We start from the raw sequence: 17,527 nt of genomic DNA, 5'->3' as shown, positions 1-17,527 counted from the left end.
AATCATCGCTCAAGAAGTTCCGCTAGTTCGCGTGCCACTTTGGCACGGTTTGGCAGCCGTAGTCTCGACGGGAGGAGAGGGCCGCCACGTTCACTGCGGAACCCACTAACCCCGTCCCCTCCGCTCCGCCTCAAACCGATCCAACTCCCCAAGCAACCGCTCAATCTGAAACGTTTGCAGTTCGGTCAGAGGGAATTCATCCTGTATGCGTTGTAGTCGTTTTCGCCAATAGGCTGGTGGCAGCACAGGTTCACCACGAAAGGCGCGCAACGACGGCGCCATCACTCGCGCTACGTGCGCGATGTCTTCATCCATTGTCATGCAAGAACCCCGGAAGACCTCGTTGTTTAGTTTTGGCCTTGTTCTATGCGCGCGCCTGGTTGGAAACGAGTTGGTCTTAAGTGTGCAAGCGGCGACGTCCATGTTAAGAAATCGCAATCGTTCGGTCAAGCTTTCCTACGATCATTCGTTCGAGAAATGCGTCGAATGTCCCTTGATTTGAGGGGTATTTTGATTACGGATGGATTTCAAGAAGTACTTGCCGTGCCTCAAATATGGAGGCTTTTACTCGCAGTTTCGCTTCGGCGTGACACATGTCAAACGGCACAAGTTAGTGCCTCCAAACCTGAAGAAGCAGGCAAGCTGATGAAATCAGACACAGAGCCCAACTCCACCACCACCTAAAGCGCATTCCCGCGCGGCGGAATCGCATCCGCTTGCGCCGGCCCACCCACCACCAACTCCGCCTCCGAATAGCTAATCCTCACCGGCGGCACAAACCACGCAAGACACAACCCAATCAACGCTGCCGCGCCCGCCACCAGGATGCCGATATGAATCGACTGCACGAGCGCATCCCGCGCAGAATTCATCATCGCATCGCCCGCATGCCCGGCGCTCACCAGACGATTGATCAACGCCGCCTGCTCCGCGCGATCCACCAGCAGTTCGGGACTCGCAAACGATTTGAACCACTGCGTCGCCTGATACGAAGCAAGCGAGCGATGCACCCCCTGCGTATAGAGATGCCCAAGCAACGCACCGGTCATCACCGTGCCCAGCATCCCACCGAAAGTACGCAACGATTGCAGCAACGCCGTTGCCGCGCCGAGCTGGTCGCGCGCGACGATCTGCTGCGAACAGACCGTCAAACTGGTCGCCACCAGACCGAGCCCGAGACCGCTGATGCCCATGCACGACATCCACACCAGATGCGGCTCGGTACCTCTGAGTACGATCACACCCAGACATGCCAACGCGGACAGCGCGAAACCGACATACATAATGCCGTTCGCGCGACGGATCCGTGTGACGATACGATTGTTCACCACGCTGCCGACCGTCGTGCCGAGCAGCAGCGGCGTGATCAGCATGCCGGAGTCGTGTGCGGACATCGCATAGCCGCCCTGAAACAGCAGCGGCACATAAAACACCAGCGAAAACAGCGCGAAACCGCCAAGCACCGACATCGCGAAGAGCGCCGACAGCTTACGGTCCATCAGCATATCCACCGGAATGATCGGATACTTCATCCTCCGCTCCCATAGCCAGAGCGTCATTGCAAAACTCACTGCAACAACGGCCAGCACGATCGTTATCGTGTCGACGCCGTACCTCGGAAACAATTCGATCAGCAATTGCAACGAACCGAACGTGACCGCGACCACGAACGCGCCGAGCCAGTCGAGCCGCACGGGGCCTTTGTGTCGCAGGTGACGTAGGGGTGGCAAAAACCGCAGCACGAACAGCAGCGACACGAGGCCAACCGGCACGTTAACGAAAAACACTAGCCGCCAGCCGCCGTATTGTGTGAGCATGCCTCCAAGCGTCGGCCCGACCATATTCGCAACCCCGAAGGCAGAGGTGACGAACACTAGCCAGCGCAGCCGTAGTTTCGGATTGGGGAACAGATCGGCGACGGTAGCGAACACCGTGCCGATAAGAATGCCGCCGCCTATCCCCTGCAAACCGCGCGAAATCACCAGCAACAGCATACTGGTAGCGAACCCGCACAATACCGACGCGCCGGTGAACAACAGAATCGCGGCGACCAGAAACGGCTTGCGGCCGAACAGATCACCTAGCCGCCCAAAGATCGGAATGGTGATCACTGAAGCCAGCATGTACGCAGTCGCGACCCATGCGTACAGATCGAAGCCCTTCAGATCGGCGACGATGCGCGGCAGCGCGGTGCCGACAATGGTTTGATCGAGCGCCACCAGCATCGAGACGAATGCAACGCCAAGCATCGCCAGCAGCGACTCGCGAAACGGCAGCAGTTGTCCGGTGGGTAGGGGCGTGTCAAGGTTGGGCGTCATGACGGTCTTACTCGCGCACTTATTCTCGTTTGGCTTGATGCGCGCCCAATGCCGCGCCGAGGTCTTCGTCAGTCGCCGCGGGAAAGATGCTCATTGTCAGCAAATCGCCCCATTCGAGCGCTAGCGCCGACAGTCCGCGCGAATCGTCCGCCTCGACGACTGCGAAGCCATGCAATCCGCCGATCGCATGCCAGCGTCCCAGCAGTTTGACACCTTCAGGCGCCCGTCCGCCGGTTTTCATGAAGCGCTCGATGACGGAGTTTTCCGCGGTCGGCAGGCCATTCCATTGCACGATGAATTTCATTGCGTGTCTCCAATATATGGTTTGGCGATGCCGGCTCGTGGCAGGTCGTGATCGCCGTTCGCGCTGTGCGACGCTTTTGCATGCCTCGCGCCCCAGCGCTTCTGAGCCAGGATGCTGTCCGGATAGCGCTTGCTATTGGCGAACGGCATAAAACCACGTGGCATCCTAAGCATCATAGGTGAGTGCACGATCGCTAACGTCGCCGCGTGCGGACATTCACCAGGTTAATCGAACAAATTCATCCGTCGCAGGAATAGCTTGGCGGTCGCGCTCGTTTCCAATTGCGGACCTCTCGTGCGTCCTATAAGAAGGACCTTTTAATGCGGCTGGCGAAGATGTCGGTATCGATCTATTTCGAAGCGGACCATGCAGTGTGCCGGCAGCACCGGCACACGTGCGAGTGGCGCGCCGAACAAACGCCGATGCATCAAACGCAAACGGCACGCGCGTCAGGCGCGTGCCGTTGTTGCGAGTGTCTGATTGGAGGCCTAGCTACGCGACAAATTGCGCGGTATCGCACCAGCGGGCACATCGACAATGGCCTGATGCGCTGCGGGAAAACCCGGCGGATAGTCGACGACGCGTGTGGATCTAGGCACCACCTGCACGGCGATGCTCGCACGTGCACCAATGCGTGCGCCGCCAACAATGGCGGCCATCGCCTGGCGGTCGAGTTCGACGCTTTCAGTGAGGTCTTGGATAGCGAGCTTTGCCATGGTGGCTCCAGGGAAGCGATCGAGCTGGCGGCTGGTGCGATTGGCCAGCCGTCGCTCGGGACTGTCTTTAAGTGTGCTGAGGTCTCGTCGCACTATCAGTATAGGAAATCTGCTTGCAGCTCGCCTGCCCGATATGAGCAGGCAGCAGTAGGGAAGCCCCCGGTCCTTCGCTACTGCATGCCGTTAAACGTTGGCGTAATTGGCAGCCCACAGCGACGGGCTGACATTCAGATGCAACGGCACGAAGCCGGCGCCGATCACGCCGATGTTGTTGAGAGCGGCAACATTGACGGTTTGAATCTGGCTGAGATTCTGGTTCACCGAGACGTTGACATTGGCGATGCCGCTAAGGCCGGCAATCGAGGGCAGGCCGGGCACGCTGCTGCCGGTGCCGCCGGCCACCGCGGACATTGCCCGGCGGTCGAGCTCGCGGGTGCGGGATAGATCGCGAATCATGAGGGATGACATGGTGATTCTCCAAAGGTGCGCGGAAGACGGGCGTGATCGGAGCGAAGCGGAAATTGCCGAGGGCCTGTCCGCTTCGCCGAATCAGGCGTTAGACGTGGATGTTGTTGCTCGACGTGACGCAGGGGTTGATCGACGAAGTGAGGCCGGCAGCGAACGCGACGTTGTTGCCGTTGGCGTTCTGGATGTTCATTTCGTTGCTGATCAACTGCGTAGCGCTAACCTGCTTGCTGTTGTTCGGCGCGAAGACCGGGCTGATGTTGGTGTACGACGTGCTGGGGTAGCCAAAGCCGAAGCCGAGGCCACCACGTACGGCGCGCATGGCCTTGCTGTCGAGTTGTTCGGTGATGGACAGGTCTTTGATCATCAGCGTGTTCATGGTAAATCTCCTGGAAGGGAACATCACAGTGTTGCGGTTGGGCTCGAGCATCTTGTCTGCTCGAGTGTCACTAACGCATGGGCTGTGCCAGTTTTACTCCCCTCTCCTAAGAAAGTTGACGAACGCCTGATGCACAAGGCTTTCACGTCATGTCGCCGCATCGAAGCGGCAACCAGCTCGCTAGAGGACGACTCGCGGCTGATGGCGCGTACCCAACAACGCAGCGGATTCTGTTGGATGTCGCAAGACACTCATCGGCCGTGCACGCAGCGGGGCAATCCTGGTTTGCGAAAGACCGGGTCGGGAGCTAGTATCGAAGCGGCACATGTAACTGATTACGACAGGTTTTCTATCAGCCAGAAAGGCTCCGGTCGCATGCGATCCGGCCCAACGGCAGCGGGGGCGCTTCGCACAAATGGCTAGCCTTGCGCATGTGATTCGCGACTATCAGAGCGGCGAGCTGTCACGCGACGAGTTCGTGGCTCAGCTCGACAGCACGTTGACGACCGATGGACTCGATCGCACGCAGCTGCTGGAAATGCTCGGCGCAGCGCATCGCAAAGCCGCTCTCCCCGAGGATCTCTACGCCGAAGTGCGGCGGCGCATCGAACAGCTGCGCGTCTCGAACGTGGCGGCGGGCGGCGACGAAACTGGCATGCGGACCACCGTCGAGATACCGTCGGTACGCTCTGCCAGTGCGGCCAACGCCGCAAGCTCGACAGGCGCACCGAGCGCCGCTGGTGTGCCGGGACATGATCAGATCAAAGGTACTGGCGACACGCTGAATAACCGCTTCGTCCTCGAGGAATGTCTGGGCGTCGGCGGGATGGGCACAGTGTATAAGGCGCTCGATTTGCGCAAGCTCGAGGCGTCGGATCGCAAACCGTATCTCGCGATCAAGGTGCTCAACGTTCAGTTCCGCGGCAATCCGAATTCGCTCGTCGCACTGCAACGCGAGGCGCGCAAGGCGCAGGTGCTCGCGCACCGCAACATCATCACGGTGTACGACTTCGACCGGGACGGACCGATCGTCTACCTGACGATGGAGTACCTGACCGGCAAGCCGCTGAGCCAACTATTGCGCACGCCGGGCTACAAGGGCATGCCGGTTCGCGCCGCGCTGCCGATTGTGCGCGGCATGTGCAATGCGCTCGCCTATGCGCATGAGCACGGCTTCGTGCATTGCGATTTCAAACCGGCCAACGTTTTTCTCACGACGAATGCCGAAGTGAAGGTCATCGACTTCGGCATTGCCCGCGTGTTCCAGCGGCCGGAGGAGGAGAGCGACGCAACCGTCTTCGATCCCGGCAGTCTCGGTGCGTTGACGCCCGCGTATGCGAGTCCGGAAATGATCGAGCATCGCGAGCCAGACCCACGCGACGACATCTACGCGCTCGGCTGCATTACCTACGAGCTGTTGACGGGCCACCATCCGTTCGATCGATTGTCGGCGACGCAGGCTCGCAATTCGGACTTCAAGCCGCAGCGTCCGCCCAGTCTCGATGCAAAGCAGTGGCGCGCATTGCGGGCCGCGCTGTCGTTCGACAGAAACACGCGCATGCCGAGTGTCGTGCGCTTCATTGCGGAGTTCGATAACGAAGCGCGCGCGGAGAAGTCAGGGACGCTGGTCAAGGCGGGATTTGCGGGATTTGCGGTGGTGTGTGCGGCGGTTGTCGGTGTGTTTGCTTTCCGTTCGGCTCCGAATCGTCAAGATGCCCAGCAGCCGGCTGCGGCGGTTTCGGAGGCGTCGGCGGATCAAACGGCTTCGGCGGCGACGAATGCGTCTGAATCATCCGCAACTGCCGGACCAGTCGCCGGAGGCGCCGCAAAGTCGGCCGCGGGCTCATCTGCGGGCTCATCTGCCGTGATAACCACAGCGCCGACGGCCGCTGCGTCTGCGGCACCACCGCCCGTGCAGCCTCCTGCGCCGCCCGCGCCCAAACCCGCTTTGACCTTAGCGGCCGTCACACCGGTTTTGGCGCAAGTGCCGTGCTCGGCGCTGTCTGCATCGACACAAGACCATTCGTTGACGGTGCGCGGCTACGTCTCGCAACGCTACGGCGCAGCGCATCTGAAGGACACGCTGACAGCGTTGCCGGGCGTCGATACGCTCGCGCTCCAGGTCGAGCCAATCGCCGACGACAAATGCGACACCATCAAAGCGCTCGCACCCTACTGGACACGCAACTGGCAAGCGGGCCACGTTGCGTCGCTGCATGTGAGGCCACCCGGTGGCCTGTTGAGCGAAGGCGATCCGCTGGTGGTGGACGTCACTACGCCCGCTTACGATTCGTACGTGAACCTCGATTACTACCAGCTCGACGGTAGCGTCGTGCACATGGTGCCGAGTCCGCGTGCGAAGGACAATCAGGCGCCCCCGCACTATGCAGCCACGATCGGCAGCGCGGGTGACTGGATCATTTCGAAGCCGTTTGGATCGGAGATGGTGGTGCTGTTGATCACGCCGACGCAGCTATTCGACAAGCCGCGGCCAGAAAGCGAATCACGTGCGGATTATCTGCGCGCCCTGGAGACGCGACTCGCGCAGATCGCCGGCAAGTACGGTCAGGATCATATCGTCGCGGACTTCGCGCCGATCACGACGAAGCCGCGTACGCCTTAGGTAATGCGTTAGGATCGCCCACAAGCTTTACTTAAGATCCTTCACCACCCTGAAACCATCCTGCGACTGGCGCACACTCGCGCTGTATTTGAAGCGTGTCGCGCTCAGCATGTAGCCCCCGCCTTCACGCCACGAACCGCCGCGAATCACCCGCATGTCGCAGGTGGGGCTGTCCCATGCATGGCCGTCGGCGGGCGCACCCTGGTAGGAGTTGTGCCAACAATCGGCGACCCACTCCCAAACGCTGCCGTTCATGTCATACAGGCCCACCGGATTCGGCGCGAACGAACCAGCGACTTCGGGTCCTTCCTTATGCCACGGATCGCCGCAGTCCTTGCAATTGGCGTTGCCCTTGCGCATCTGATCACCCCACCAGTACGCCGTCGTGGTGCCGCCGCGGTCCGCGTATTCCCATTCGGCCTCCGAGGGCAAGCGGTACGGTTTGCCGGTCGTTTTGCTCAACCACTTCACGTACTGTTGTGCGTCCTCCCAACTGAGATCGCGTGCCGGCGCAGCTTTGTTTGTATTGCTTTCAGGCGTCAGCTTCTGACAGGCGTTTGCTGCGACGCACGCATTCCATTGCTCGACGGTCACTTCGTATTTGCCGATCGCGAACGGCGCGCCGATGGTCACGTGATGGACGGGTTTTTCGGAGGGGTCGTCGGTGCTGCTGCCCATCGAAAACGAGCCCGCAGGCAAGGCGATCATGATCGGGCAGGTGGCGCAGTCACGGCTTTCGCCGGCGCTTGGCGGATGCGTCGCGGCCTTTTGTGCCGCTGCTTGCGCGGCAGGTGCCGCGGGTGGGGCGGTCGTTGCAGGCGGCGTAGTTGGCGTCGGCGTGGCGGCGTGCGGGTGGTCTTGCGGTGCGGCGCTGGCCGGTGCGGCTGGTCGCGCGGCTTGTGGCAATGGTGCAGTCGGCGGTGCAGCAGACGGCGCACTCGCCGCTCCAGCAGCGCGTAGCCGGTCGATACGCGCGTGGGCGAGCGCAGCGAAGCGGCCGTTCGGATAGGCCTTCAAATAGGCCTCGTAATCGCTCGGGTAGTTACTGTCCTTGATGGAGTTCCAGAAGGTGATCTCGTACTGCTCGCTGCTGTCCTTCGGCAGAATGCCTCTACTGTGCAGCGCGACAATTGCGTCGTCGTTGGCAGTGGAGAGGGGCGCTGCACTAGTGCCGCGAGATATCGCCGCTAGTGCAGCGCTCGCGTTGTTGGCAAGCGAAGAGGCGATCCACGGCGTTTGTTCGCCGCTGGTAGCCTCGCTGACTCTCGCCGCGACACGTTGAAACAAGCCCGCAAGTTCTTGTGACGAAGAAGCCTCGTTTAACTCGCGCAGCAATGCGCCCGTATAGAGGCCGTGCCGCATGCCGTCTGCTGCAAAGCCGCCCGGTGTTGTTGCGTAGGCAACCAGAGTATTGACGGGCAACGAGGCTGTATCGACCGACGCGTCGGAGGAGAACGGGTTGTTCAGGCAAGTATCGAGAATCACGAGATTGAGCGCGTCGGCACGCGGTGCGCGCATTGCCTGCAATACGGTATTCAAATCGACGCCTTCGCTAACCAGTCGTGCCGGCGCGCGCGCGTCGAGACCGGCGGGCACGAGCAGCGTCTTCCGTCCGATTTGCATGCCGTGGCCCGCGAAATAGAACAGTCCAATTCCGCCATCATGCAGACGTTGGCGGAATTCGCCTATGGCTTGCTGCATTTGCTGCGGCGTCGCATCGGTGCGCATGATGACGTCGAAGCCGTGCGCACGCAGCGTGTCGCGCATGGCTTCAGCGTCGCGCGGCGCATTGCCACGAAGCGGGTCTGCATGATCGCCGTACGCGCCGTTGCCGATCACCAAGGCGATACGTGCCGCTTGCGGATTGTTCTGTTGCGGTGTGAGCGGCGCGCTGGATGTAGTCGCCGTACGCATAGCGGCAGCGTCGTGCTCTGTGCCGTCACGCTGCGCCGCGGCATAAACACTGCTCCCGTACGCCTGAGTCGCCCCGACCATGCACACCAGCAGGAATGTTCGCCACATATTCGTATCCTGTTTGTTCCGGACAGAACATAGAGTTCCGATGACCGCGACGCCCGCATCAGGCTTTGGCGCGAATAGATCGCAGCATCGATGCCGTGATCGACTCTCCATCGACAACCTATGAACAACGATAGCACGCGGTTTGCGCGTGACAATGGTCCGCGCATCGTTAGTGCGTTATACGGTTAACGAGTATGGCGTATCTTTTTGGCAAGTTACGTCCTAAGCTAATTCACAAAGTAGCGCTGTACGGCCGTTTTAATAGAGCGGCTGCTCATCGACGTCGACATCGACCCGTCACGTGAACCCACGTGCAACTACGCGAGCGCCCGCGACATCCAGTCGGAGCCTCCGGCCTGCGCTTCGCGCAGCCGGGGCGGAGACGACTATTCTTCGGGAGAGTGCGCAATGCGAAGAACCCTCACACCTGGCGTGCTCGACATACGTCGTGGAACGAAGGCGAGCCTTGTAACGCTCTGCACGGCTTCGTGCGCCGCCTTGTCGCTCATGCTTGGTATCGCGTTCACGTCTGAGTCCGCGCGCGCTGAACAAACGCCTTCGCCACCGGGCGCTGAGGAATACATCATCTGGCCGTCGGACGGCACCGTGATTCACGGCGGCAAGCTGTGGGTGCGCATGGGGCTGCGCAACATGGGTGTGTGCCCGAAGGGTGTGGCGGTTCCGAACACCGGGCATCACCATCTGCTGATCGATACGGATCTGCCGGCGCTCGACCAGGAAATTCCATCGGACCGCAATCACCTGCATTTCGGCGCAGGTGAGACCGACGCGCGCATCGAATTGCCGCCGGGCAAGCACACCTTGCAGCTCATTCTCGGCGACCAGAACCACGTGCCGCATGTGCCGCCCGTGTATTCGAAGAAGATCACCATCACCGTGCTAAAAGACTAGCGCGTCCCGTTCATTCAAAGCGGGTCCGTCAGGACGGAGAGACCAACATGTACAAGATCATCGCGCTCGTGGCGTTCGTGGCACTTGCGACATTGGTGTCACTGGCCTCGCCGAATCTCGCCACGGCCGGCACGACGCCGTCGCCGGCCGGCGCGCATGCCTATATCGGCTATCCGAACGATGGCCAGGTGGTGCAGGCCAACAAACCGTTTCGGGTGTGGTTCGGCTTGCGCTATATGGGCGTGGCGCCAAAAGGCGTCAAGTATCCGAACACCGGGCACCACCATCTGCTGATCGACACGGACCTGCCGCCGATGGACCAGGAAATTCCATCGGACCGCAACCATCTGCATTTCGGCGCGGGCGAAACAGAAACGATGATTCAACTCCCGCCCGGCAAGCATACGTTGCAGCTGCTGATGGGCGACGACATGCATATACCGCACAACCCGCCGGTGTACTCAAAGAAGATCACCGTGATTGCGCGCTGACACGGTGCTTCGCTTCAGTGTCACGTCACAGCCAACACAGTTGCGGGCGTTGTTGGTTGTGATCCACCAGCATCAACCAGCCGCATCCCCGCCGTTGCACTGCCACTAGCGGCATACCATCCCAGAAACCCTTTATCTACGGCCATTCGCAAATTTCTTAGGATCGGAAAGCAAAACTGGCACAGCCCATGCATTAGTGACACTCGAGCAGACAAGATGCTCGAACCCAACCGCAACACTGTGCTTTTTCCCTTCCAGGAGATTTACCATGAACACGCTGATGATCAAAGACCTGTCCATCACCGCTCAACTCGACAGCAAGGCCATGAGCGCCGTGCGTGGCGGCTTCGGCTACGGCTATCCGTCGTCGTCGTTCTTCAACTACTCGCCGGTGTATGCACCGAACAACAGCAAGAGCGTCAGCGCCACGCAGTTGATCAGCAACGAAATGAACATCCAGAACGCCAACGGCAACAACGCAGCGTTCGTCGCCGGTGTCACCACCACGATCGACCCGCACGTGACCTCGAGCAACAACATCAACGTGTATTGAACGGCGCAGGCCGCCGCGGAGGCTCTCAGGCCTCCGCGGGACGCGCAAGCTCGGGCAACCCCAGCGCGTCAAAAAGAATTCGCATCCAATCGTTCTTTCCACACGACCCCAGCGTCACCGCTCGATCCCCGCGCCGACCTTCTTGCACTGCTTCAATGGTGAAGCCGGGCAGGACATGCTTTACTTAAATAGCGCGTTCTTCTCGTGCAGCGTAGCGGGTGTCATCGGAGACAATCGTGTCAGCGTTGCTTGATTCAATGGTTCGTCAGCGCTTTTTCAACGCCACAGCGCGGTGCTGTCCCGGCCGCCGGCCGGCGAGTGCGAGCCACATGGCCACGGCGCTGCGCGGACTCTGCGCCGCGACAGTCTGCGCACTGTCGCTGAGTGCGTGTGTCGATGTCAGCATGCCCGACTACAAGCGGCCGGATACGCCCGCCAAGGCCTCGTGGTCCGATCAGAAAGGCTCGCCGGTATCGGCGGCCGCGACCATCGAGCCGGACTGGTGGAAAGGCTTCCACGATCCGTATCTGGACACGCTGATCGCTAAGGCAATCGCGAACAACTTCGATATCAAGGTGCTGGCCGCACGTATCGACGTGGCCTCCACGCAAATCGGCGAAGCCAAAGCCGGCGCATTGCCGACCATGGATCTCGGCGCCGGCGCCGATTTCGAAAAGAGTACCGGTCAGACGTTTGCCAAGCAGTACAACGTCGCGACGCAGGTGAACTGGGACATCGATATCTGGGGCAAAGTGGAGAAGGGCGTGCAGGCGCAAAAGGCCGAGTTCCACGCCAGCGAAGCGGATTGGCGCGCCGGTTATCTGGAACTGGTGGCGAACGTCTCGAGTACCTACTTTCAGATCCTGCAATTCGACGACCAGATCGACCAGCAGCAACAAACGCTGGTCACGAACCGGCAGATTCTCACGATCTACGACGGCCAACGCCGCAACGGTCTCGTGCCGCAGACTCAGGTATTGCGCCAACAGGCCGAGATCAACCGTCTAACCAATCAGTTACTCGAACTGCGCCGCTCGCGCGCTGTCGCGAACAACGCGTTGTGCACGCTGCTTGGCGTGCCGGCGGGCGAGTTCCAGTTGCCTAAAGGACATTTGCAGCAACGCGTACAACTGCCCGCGGTGCCGGACGGCTTGCCTGCGCAACTCCTTGCGCGCCGGCCTGACGTGGTGGCGGCCGAGTTCAGAGTGCTGGAAGCCTACGATCTGGTCGGCCAGGCCAAGCTCGCGCAATTGCCCACCATCAGTCTCACTGGCCACGGCGGCACGGCGAGTTTCGCGCTGACCGATTTGCTGAAGTCGTTCACCTACGGATTCATGCCCAGCATCAACATTCCACTGCTCGACCCCGGCGTGCGGGCTCACGTGAAGGTCACGAAAGCGCAGTCGACGGTTGCCGAACAACAGTACCGCGTGGCTGTCATGGGTGCGTTCGAGGAAGTGGAGAACGCGCTGGTCAATCTGAATTCGCACAAGGAACAGCGGGTGGAATTGCAGCAGCAGGTATCGCGCTTACAGATCGTCGCCGATCAGATTCAGTCGCAACTGCGCCTCGGCGTGGTGTCGCAGCTGGAAGTCTTCGAAACTGAACGGACCTTGCTGCAAGCGCAGCAGGACCTGCTCGCTAACCACCAGTTGATTCTGTCCGACACGGTGTTGCTTTATAAGGCGCTGGGCGGCGGTTGGCCGAGCGTGGATGTGCAAGCGGAAGTAAAGGAACACTGAGCTAATCCGAGGCATGACGCGTGGCGTGGCGCAATTCGGCTGCATATGACGCATGAATGGCCTTTTCAACCGACGATCAGAAAATTGACACTTGCCATGCGTGACTTAAAATTTGTAAGGAGACCGGTTTTGCCCGGCTCACTAAAAACATTCGAAATTCGCCGTAGTTCTTCTTTCCGTTCCCGTTGCGCTCTCGCCGCAGCGGGTAAACGATTAGTGATCCAGATAAAATGACCGCCGGCGAAGCCCCGATTGCTGAGATGCGCGCGACACAGGACACCGCGTTCGACGTGGTGCTGTCGCCGGTTGCGTCCGCGCAGCGTCCCGCACTCGACGCAATCCGGATCGTCGACAACCTGTTCGCGATCGGTCGCAGCGAAGCGCCATTTTCCGAATATCCCGCCGAACGTATTACCCGCCTGTCGCGCCGTCATGCGCGGGTTTTCACGGAGCACGGCGCCGTTTATGTCGCCGATCTCGGCAGCAAGAACGGCACGACGCTCAACGGTAATGCGGTGCGGCAAGCCCCCGCGCGGCTGCGTGCCGGCGACGAATTGTGCTTCGGCGGCGAGCTTTGCTATCGCGTGAGTATCGAGCCGCGCGCGCGGATCGTCGTCGCACGTACGGCGCCTGCACCCGGCCTGCTGCTGGTGCCGCAGCGCGACGACCTCGAGCTTCAGCCGATCGACGTGCAGGCGTTCCCCTTTCTCATCAGCAAGGCGGACGAGGTTTTCTCGCGCTACAAGGATCGCTATCCGCATCAGGTCAACTACATCTCACGGCGTCATGCCCACATCTTTCTGAAGGGCGGTGAGCTCTACCTCGAAGATCTAGGCAGCACCAACGGCACATTCGTCGGCGGAAAACGGCTCGACGAGACCGCGGTGCCGCTTGTGGAGGGGGACCTCCTTGCATTTGGCGGCGACCACTTCGTCTACAGGGTGACGCTGCAGAAACCCCCTGAAGTCGAGCCGACCGTGACCCAGCTATTCCTCAATCCCGTTGCCGACGAGGCTGTCGATGCCGACAAGACCACGTTCGTCGGCGCCGCACATTCGTTCCTCGATATCTTTTGCGTGGACCCGGGGCTACAACGCGAAGACGAAGTCAACGAAGCGGCGCAGGCCGCATCTGCGCACGCGAAGCGCGACACGCTGACAGGCGGTCCGAACGGTACGAGTGGCACGAACGGCACAAACAGAGCGAACGGCACGCATGACAAGCAAAGCGCAAACGGCGCTCATGGCACGAACGCAGCAAAGAGCCGGCCGCAGCGTTGGCGTCTGCTCGCGGGAGAACTCAGCAAGGCCTTTGCGGGCGGTGATCACACCATGTCGCGTCGCGCGGTGTGGTGGAGTGGCGCGGCCTTCGTCATTCTGGTGGCCATTGCGCTGACGCTCTACTTGCGCGGCTCGTCGGAGCGCGAATTGCGAAACCTGCTGGCGAGCGGCGACTACACCAGCGCGGTGACCGCGGCAAACGGCTATCTGGAGAAGCACCCCGCCGACACGAAAGTGAGCGCGCTGGCAAGCGAGGCGCTACTGAAGGCGAAGCTCCCCGACTGGCTGAATACGCTGCAAAAAGCGCAGTTCGACCAGGCCGACACGCTGCTCAAGGAGATGAGAGCGTTGAGTGCGAACAATGCGGACGCCACTTCTCTGGTCGGCGAATTGCAGTGGGTGGGCGATCTGGAACGCTTCGTGGCGGGACGCGGCGGGGTGGACGCACCCATTCGCATGTACGCCGACGAGGCGACCATCAGCGGCCTGCTGCAACGCTGGGACGATGACGCCAGGAGCCATCAGCGCGCGCTCGACCGCATCGCCTCGTATGTGCCCGTTTTTGCGGAACCGTACGCGAGGGCGCTGAGCCATCTGCGCAAACTGGAAAGCGACGACTCGGTCTATCTCGCCGCCATCGACCGCCTGAACGGCACCATTCGTACCGAACTCGGGCGCGACAAACCCGACGCGCTGCCTGCCGTGCTCGACGATTACGCGCAGCGCTATCCGCGCCTCGCCGGCCTCGATCGTGTGCGGGAAGATTTGCGCCACTACACCGATGTGCTGAACGCGGCGCTCAGCCGTCAATTGACGCCATTGCTCGCCTTGCTGAAGACGGTGCGTTTCAACACGCCGCCGTTTCAGGCGCAGTTTCAGCAGTTGTCGGCAAGCCGTTTGCCGTCCACGGACGTTATCCAGCGTCATAACGATGCGAGTGCCGCCTGGCAGCGCGGCGACACCCAGCAGGCGCTGGCGGATTTGCAGGCCATGCCTGCAGGGCCGTGGTCCGACGTGATCGCCACAGAACTGGCGCACAAGAAAGCGCAGCTTGACCAGTTCGCCGACTTGCAGAAGACGCGCGGCGGCAAGGATTATGACGAGCGCCTGCTGTCGTTCTACGCCAGTCTCGATCCGGTGGCGGACGTGTGGTTCGTGCAATCGATCCAGAAAGACGTCGCCGCGTTGCACGATAAAGCGTTGGCGCGCGCCCAGGATTTGATGCTGCGTGCGCAGAGCCTGTGGAAACAATATCGGGCGAGCGGCCCCATCGGCGGCACGCAGCGGCTGGAAGCGGGAATTTCGCCCGGCTTTCGCAGCGAGGCGCGTTTGCTTTCCGATGCACAGTCCTCCGCGCAACAAGGCATGCGCATCTATACGCAACTAAAGGCGGACCATCCCGCCGACTTCGACCGCCTGCTCACGGATATCCAGGCCGAAGCGGATTTGCAGCGCCGCTCGCTGACCGAGTTGCGCATGGTGCTGGACCCCGGGCTCCTGAAGGCGAAGCTGGCGTTGATCGGAGGCGAGCAGAGTGAAGCGCGACAATCACCCTAGGCCGTTGTCGGAGGCGCTGGAGGATCACAGCGTCGAAGGCATCGCGATTCTGACCGCCGAGCCGGTGCGGCTTGCACGCGCGCTGATCTGGGCGATGGTCGCGCTGGTGCTGGCCGGCTTGCTGTGGTCGTTCGTGGGACGCGCGGATGTGATCGTCAGCGCGCAAGGCACGCTCTCGCCGGAATCCGAGGTGCGCCGCATCTATGCGCCGATCGACGGTGAGCTCGCCGATCTGTACATCGCCGAGGGGCAGCCGGTATCGAAGGGCGACGTGCTGGCGCGGCTGAATGCCCGCGGCGCGATCGAGGCGGCGAGTAACGCGCTGCAGGCGCAGCTCAAACTCGAAGACGCCGAGCGCGACTGGAAGCAGTTCCCCGAGAAGAAGGCGCTCATGGAGCGCAAGGCGGCTGCGCTGAAGGCGCAGATGGAAGTGGAAGCGCGCCTGCACGAAAATCGCGTCTCCGAGGGCACAACCAAGCTCGCCGAAGGTCAGAAGGCCGAACTCGACGAAGCTCGCAGCGTGCTCGACAATGCGCGGCGCACGCGTGAGGCGGCGCGTCAGGAACTGGATCGTTACTCGCGGCTGTTCGCGCAGCCGGGTGGCGGCGGCATCGCGGAGTTGCAGGTTGAGCAGAAGCGAACCGCCGCGATGGAAGCGGATAACGCCTACCGCGTCGCACAATCGAAACTCGCGGAACTGGATTTCCGCCTGAGCCACGAATACGCGCAGGCCAATGCGCAACTCGAAACCAGCGGGCAGCAGACCACCGACCTGCAACTCCAGTACGACTCGGCAGTCCGTGACATCACCGACGCCGAAGACAAACTGCGCCTGCAACTTCAGACCGCGCGCCTCGTGTCCGAGGCCGCCGCGCGGATCCGGTTCGAGAACATCGACAAAGACAACTTCCTGCTGATCCTCGCGCCGGTCTCCGGCGTCATCACCGACGTGACCTCCACACAGCGCGGCGACAAGATCCAGGCGAACGCGCCACTCGGCGGCATCGCACCAAAAGATGCGAAGCCCGTGCTGAAGATCGAAATCGCCGAACACGATCGTGCTTTTCTCCACGAAGGCCAGCTGGTGAAGCTGAAATTCAACGCGTTCCCATATCAGCGCTATGGGCTGATCAACGGCACGCTTGCCTATATTTCGCCGGCCACCAAGCCTTCCTTGCAGGACAAGCAGCCGGTGTACGAAGGCCGCGTCACGCTAGACAAGAACTACTACCAGATCGCGGACACCCGCTATCCGCTGCGCTACGGCATGACGGCGAGCGCGGAGATCGTGGTGCGCGAACGGCGCCTGATCGATCTGGGGCTCGATCCATTCAGACAGGTGGCGGGATGAGCGCGCCGAACACACGTCAATTAAAGGAGCGGATGACATGACCGCGATAGTGCGAATCGATGACGAAGTCGTGGACGTTTCCGAGTTCATTCGTCTTCTGAAACTGACCGGCCAGTTCGATAGCCTGATCGAGCAGATTGTGCGCGACAAGCTCACGGTGCATGCGGCCAGGAAGCAGGGCATCACCGTTAGCGCCGACGACATCCAGCAGCGCGCCGATCAGTTCCGCCGCGTGCGCGGCTTGCATCGCGCGACGGATATGAATCAGTACCTCGATGCGCTCGGCGTGAGCCTCGACGAGTTCGAGGCCTTCATTACCGACGGTCTGTATCAGGAGAAGATGCTTGAGGTGGTCGGCAACGAGGCGGCGATCAAGGACTACTTCGCACTGAATTCGCCGAAGTTCGACGCGATCGAGGTGAGCCATATCGTGCTCGACAGCGAAGGCAAGGCGAAGGAAATGATTTCGTATCTGCACGACGATCCCGACAGTTTCGCCGACATGGCGCGCGAGCATTCGATTGCGGATACGCGCGAAGCCGGCGGCGTGATCGGCAAAGTGTTGCGCGGATCGTTGAAGCCGGACATCGAGGCGAAGATTTTCAACGCGGCGGTGGGTGATCTGCTTGGACCGTTTCCGTCGGCGGACCGTTCGTGCTTCGAGATTTTCGCCGTGACCGCGAAATATCCGGCGGTGCTCGATGCGGATGTCGCCTCTGAAGTGAGACGTCTGCTGCGCGAGAGCTGGCTGATTGCCCGCTCGCAGGAACATGTGATCGAAGCACGCTAGCCGAATAGCCGAACCGAGGTCCGC

Annotated in this window: 14 protein-coding genes and 1 pseudogene; 8 read left to right on the top strand and 7 right to left on the bottom strand. The window is 61.1% G+C overall.

What is annotated here, in order from left to right; translation table 11 throughout:
- Positions 1-680: 680 nt before the first annotated feature.
- The 5 genes from BM438_RS22060 to BM438_RS22040 form a co-directional block, all read right to left on the bottom strand.
- Positions 681-2,318 carry an MFS transporter gene (locus BM438_RS22060; protein WP_093637727.1) on the bottom strand — a complete coding sequence of 546 codons (1,638 nt, stop codon included), beginning with the start codon at positions 2,316-2,318 and terminating at the stop codon, positions 681-683.
- 19 nt (positions 2,319-2,337) lie between these two features.
- On the bottom strand, positions 2,338-2,622 hold the full coding sequence (locus BM438_RS22055) for a DUF3303 domain-containing protein (protein WP_093637723.1): 285 nt from the start codon (positions 2,620-2,622) through the stop codon (positions 2,338-2,340).
- A 488-nt stretch (positions 2,623-3,110) separates the two neighbouring features.
- Positions 3,111-3,338: a hypothetical protein gene (locus BM438_RS22050; RefSeq protein WP_093637719.1), complete on the bottom strand. Its 228-nt coding sequence runs from the start codon at positions 3,336-3,338 to the stop codon at positions 3,111-3,113.
- Positions 3,339-3,521: 183 nt separating this feature from the next.
- Positions 3,522-3,806, bottom strand: coding sequence for a hypothetical protein (locus tag BM438_RS22045; RefSeq protein ID WP_093637715.1), 285 nt, complete (start codon positions 3,804-3,806; stop codon positions 3,522-3,524).
- A gap of 88 nt (positions 3,807-3,894) precedes the next feature.
- Positions 3,895-4,182, bottom strand: coding sequence for a hypothetical protein (locus BM438_RS22040; protein ID WP_093637712.1), 288 nt, complete (start codon positions 4,180-4,182; stop codon positions 3,895-3,897).
- A gap of 415 nt (positions 4,183-4,597) precedes the next feature.
- Between BM438_RS22040 and BM438_RS22035 the strand changes: the two genes are divergently transcribed.
- Positions 4,598-6,805 carry a serine/threonine protein kinase gene (locus BM438_RS22035; protein ID WP_093637709.1) on the top strand — a complete coding sequence of 736 codons (2,208 nt, stop codon included), beginning with the start codon at positions 4,598-4,600 and terminating at the stop codon, positions 6,803-6,805.
- 27 nt (positions 6,806-6,832) lie between these two features.
- Here BM438_RS22035 and BM438_RS47035 read toward each other — a convergent pair whose 3' ends face one another.
- Positions 6,833-8,092, bottom strand: a complete 1,260-nt coding sequence (locus BM438_RS47035) for a formylglycine-generating enzyme family protein (RefSeq protein WP_425270745.1) — start codon at positions 8,090-8,092, stop codon at positions 6,833-6,835.
- Positions 8,072-8,719, bottom strand: a pseudogene (locus tag BM438_RS47030) (caspase family protein); the annotation flags it as partial. The gene BM438_RS47035 and the pseudogene BM438_RS47030, both read right to left, overlap by 21 nt.
- Before the next feature lie 615 nt (positions 8,720-9,334).
- Between BM438_RS47030 and BM438_RS22025 the strand changes: the two are divergent.
- The 7 genes from BM438_RS22025 (at position 9,335) to BM438_RS21995 (ending at position 17,503) form a co-directional block, all read left to right on the top strand.
- The gene (locus tag BM438_RS22025) at positions 9,335-9,739 is read left to right on the top strand and encodes a DUF4399 domain-containing protein (RefSeq protein ID WP_234487025.1); all 405 of its coding nucleotides are present in this window, start codon (positions 9,335-9,337) and stop codon (positions 9,737-9,739) included.
- Positions 9,740-9,786: 47 nt separating this feature from the next.
- Positions 9,787-10,230 (top strand): DUF4399 domain-containing protein, encoded by a 444-nt coding sequence (locus BM438_RS22020; RefSeq protein ID WP_093637699.1) that lies wholly within the window; start codon positions 9,787-9,789, stop codon positions 10,228-10,230.
- A 268-nt stretch (positions 10,231-10,498) separates the two neighbouring features.
- Positions 10,499-10,783, top strand: a complete 285-nt coding sequence (locus tag BM438_RS22015; protein ID WP_054035557.1) for a hypothetical protein — start codon at positions 10,499-10,501, stop codon at positions 10,781-10,783.
- 329 nt (positions 10,784-11,112) lie between these two features.
- On the top strand, positions 11,113-12,525 hold the full coding sequence (locus tag BM438_RS22010) for an efflux transporter outer membrane subunit (protein WP_093637696.1): 1,413 nt from the start codon (positions 11,113-11,115) through the stop codon (positions 12,523-12,525).
- Positions 12,526-12,755: 230 nt separating this feature from the next.
- The gene (locus BM438_RS22005) at positions 12,756-15,362 is read left to right on the top strand and encodes an FHA domain-containing protein (protein WP_093637693.1); all 2,607 of its coding nucleotides are present in this window, start codon (positions 12,756-12,758) and stop codon (positions 15,360-15,362) included.
- Entirely contained in the window at positions 15,340-16,713 is a 1,374-nt protein-coding gene (locus BM438_RS22000) for a beta-barrel domain-containing protein (protein WP_093637690.1), read from the top strand. Before BM438_RS22005 ends, BM438_RS22000 begins: the two co-directional genes overlap by 23 nt.
- Before the next feature lie 37 nt (positions 16,714-16,750).
- Positions 16,751-17,503, top strand: a complete 753-nt coding sequence (locus BM438_RS21995) for a peptidylprolyl isomerase (protein WP_093637686.1) — start codon at positions 16,751-16,753, stop codon at positions 17,501-17,503.
- Positions 17,504-17,527 lie beyond the last annotated feature (24 nt).

The organism is Paraburkholderia aspalathi (assembly GCF_900116445.1).
Taxonomy (GTDB): Bacteria; Pseudomonadota; Gammaproteobacteria; order Burkholderiales; family Burkholderiaceae; genus Paraburkholderia; species Paraburkholderia aspalathi.
Note: the sequence above shows the minus strand (reverse complement) of the source record. Positions and strands in the feature narration are given on the sequence as shown.

Bases quoted from the DNA above. Each gene is read 5' to 3' on its own strand.
- BM438_RS22060 (WP_093637727.1), bottom strand. From the start codon at position 2,318: ATGACGCCCAACCTTGACACGCCCCTACCCACCGGACAACTGCTGCCG.
- BM438_RS22055 (WP_093637723.1), bottom strand. From the start codon at position 2,622: ATGAAATTCATCGTGCAATGGAATGGCCTGCCGACCGCGGAAAACTCC.
- BM438_RS22050 (WP_093637719.1), bottom strand. From the start codon at position 3,338: ATGGCAAAGCTCGCTATCCAAGACCTCACTGAAAGCGTCGAACTCGAC.
- BM438_RS22045 (WP_093637715.1), bottom strand. From the start codon at position 3,806: ATGTCATCCCTCATGATTCGCGATCTATCCCGCACCCGCGAGCTCGAC.
- BM438_RS22040 (WP_093637712.1), bottom strand. From the start codon at position 4,182: ATGAACACGCTGATGATCAAAGACCTGTCCATCACCGAACAACTCGAC.
- BM438_RS22035 (WP_093637709.1), top strand. From the start codon at position 4,598: ATGGCTAGCCTTGCGCATGTGATTCGCGACTATCAGAGCGGCGAGCTG.
- BM438_RS22025 (WP_234487025.1), top strand. From the start codon at position 9,335: ATGCTTGGTATCGCGTTCACGTCTGAGTCCGCGCGCGCTGAACAAACG.
- BM438_RS22020 (WP_093637699.1), top strand. From the start codon at position 9,787: ATGTACAAGATCATCGCGCTCGTGGCGTTCGTGGCACTTGCGACATTG.
- BM438_RS22015 (WP_054035557.1), top strand. From the start codon at position 10,499: ATGAACACGCTGATGATCAAAGACCTGTCCATCACCGCTCAACTCGAC.
- BM438_RS22010 (WP_093637696.1), top strand. From the start codon at position 11,113: ATGGCCACGGCGCTGCGCGGACTCTGCGCCGCGACAGTCTGCGCACTG.
- BM438_RS22005 (WP_093637693.1), top strand. From the start codon at position 12,756: ATGACCGCCGGCGAAGCCCCGATTGCTGAGATGCGCGCGACACAGGAC.
- BM438_RS21995 (WP_093637686.1), top strand. From the start codon at position 16,751: ATGACCGCGATAGTGCGAATCGATGACGAAGTCGTGGACGTTTCCGAG.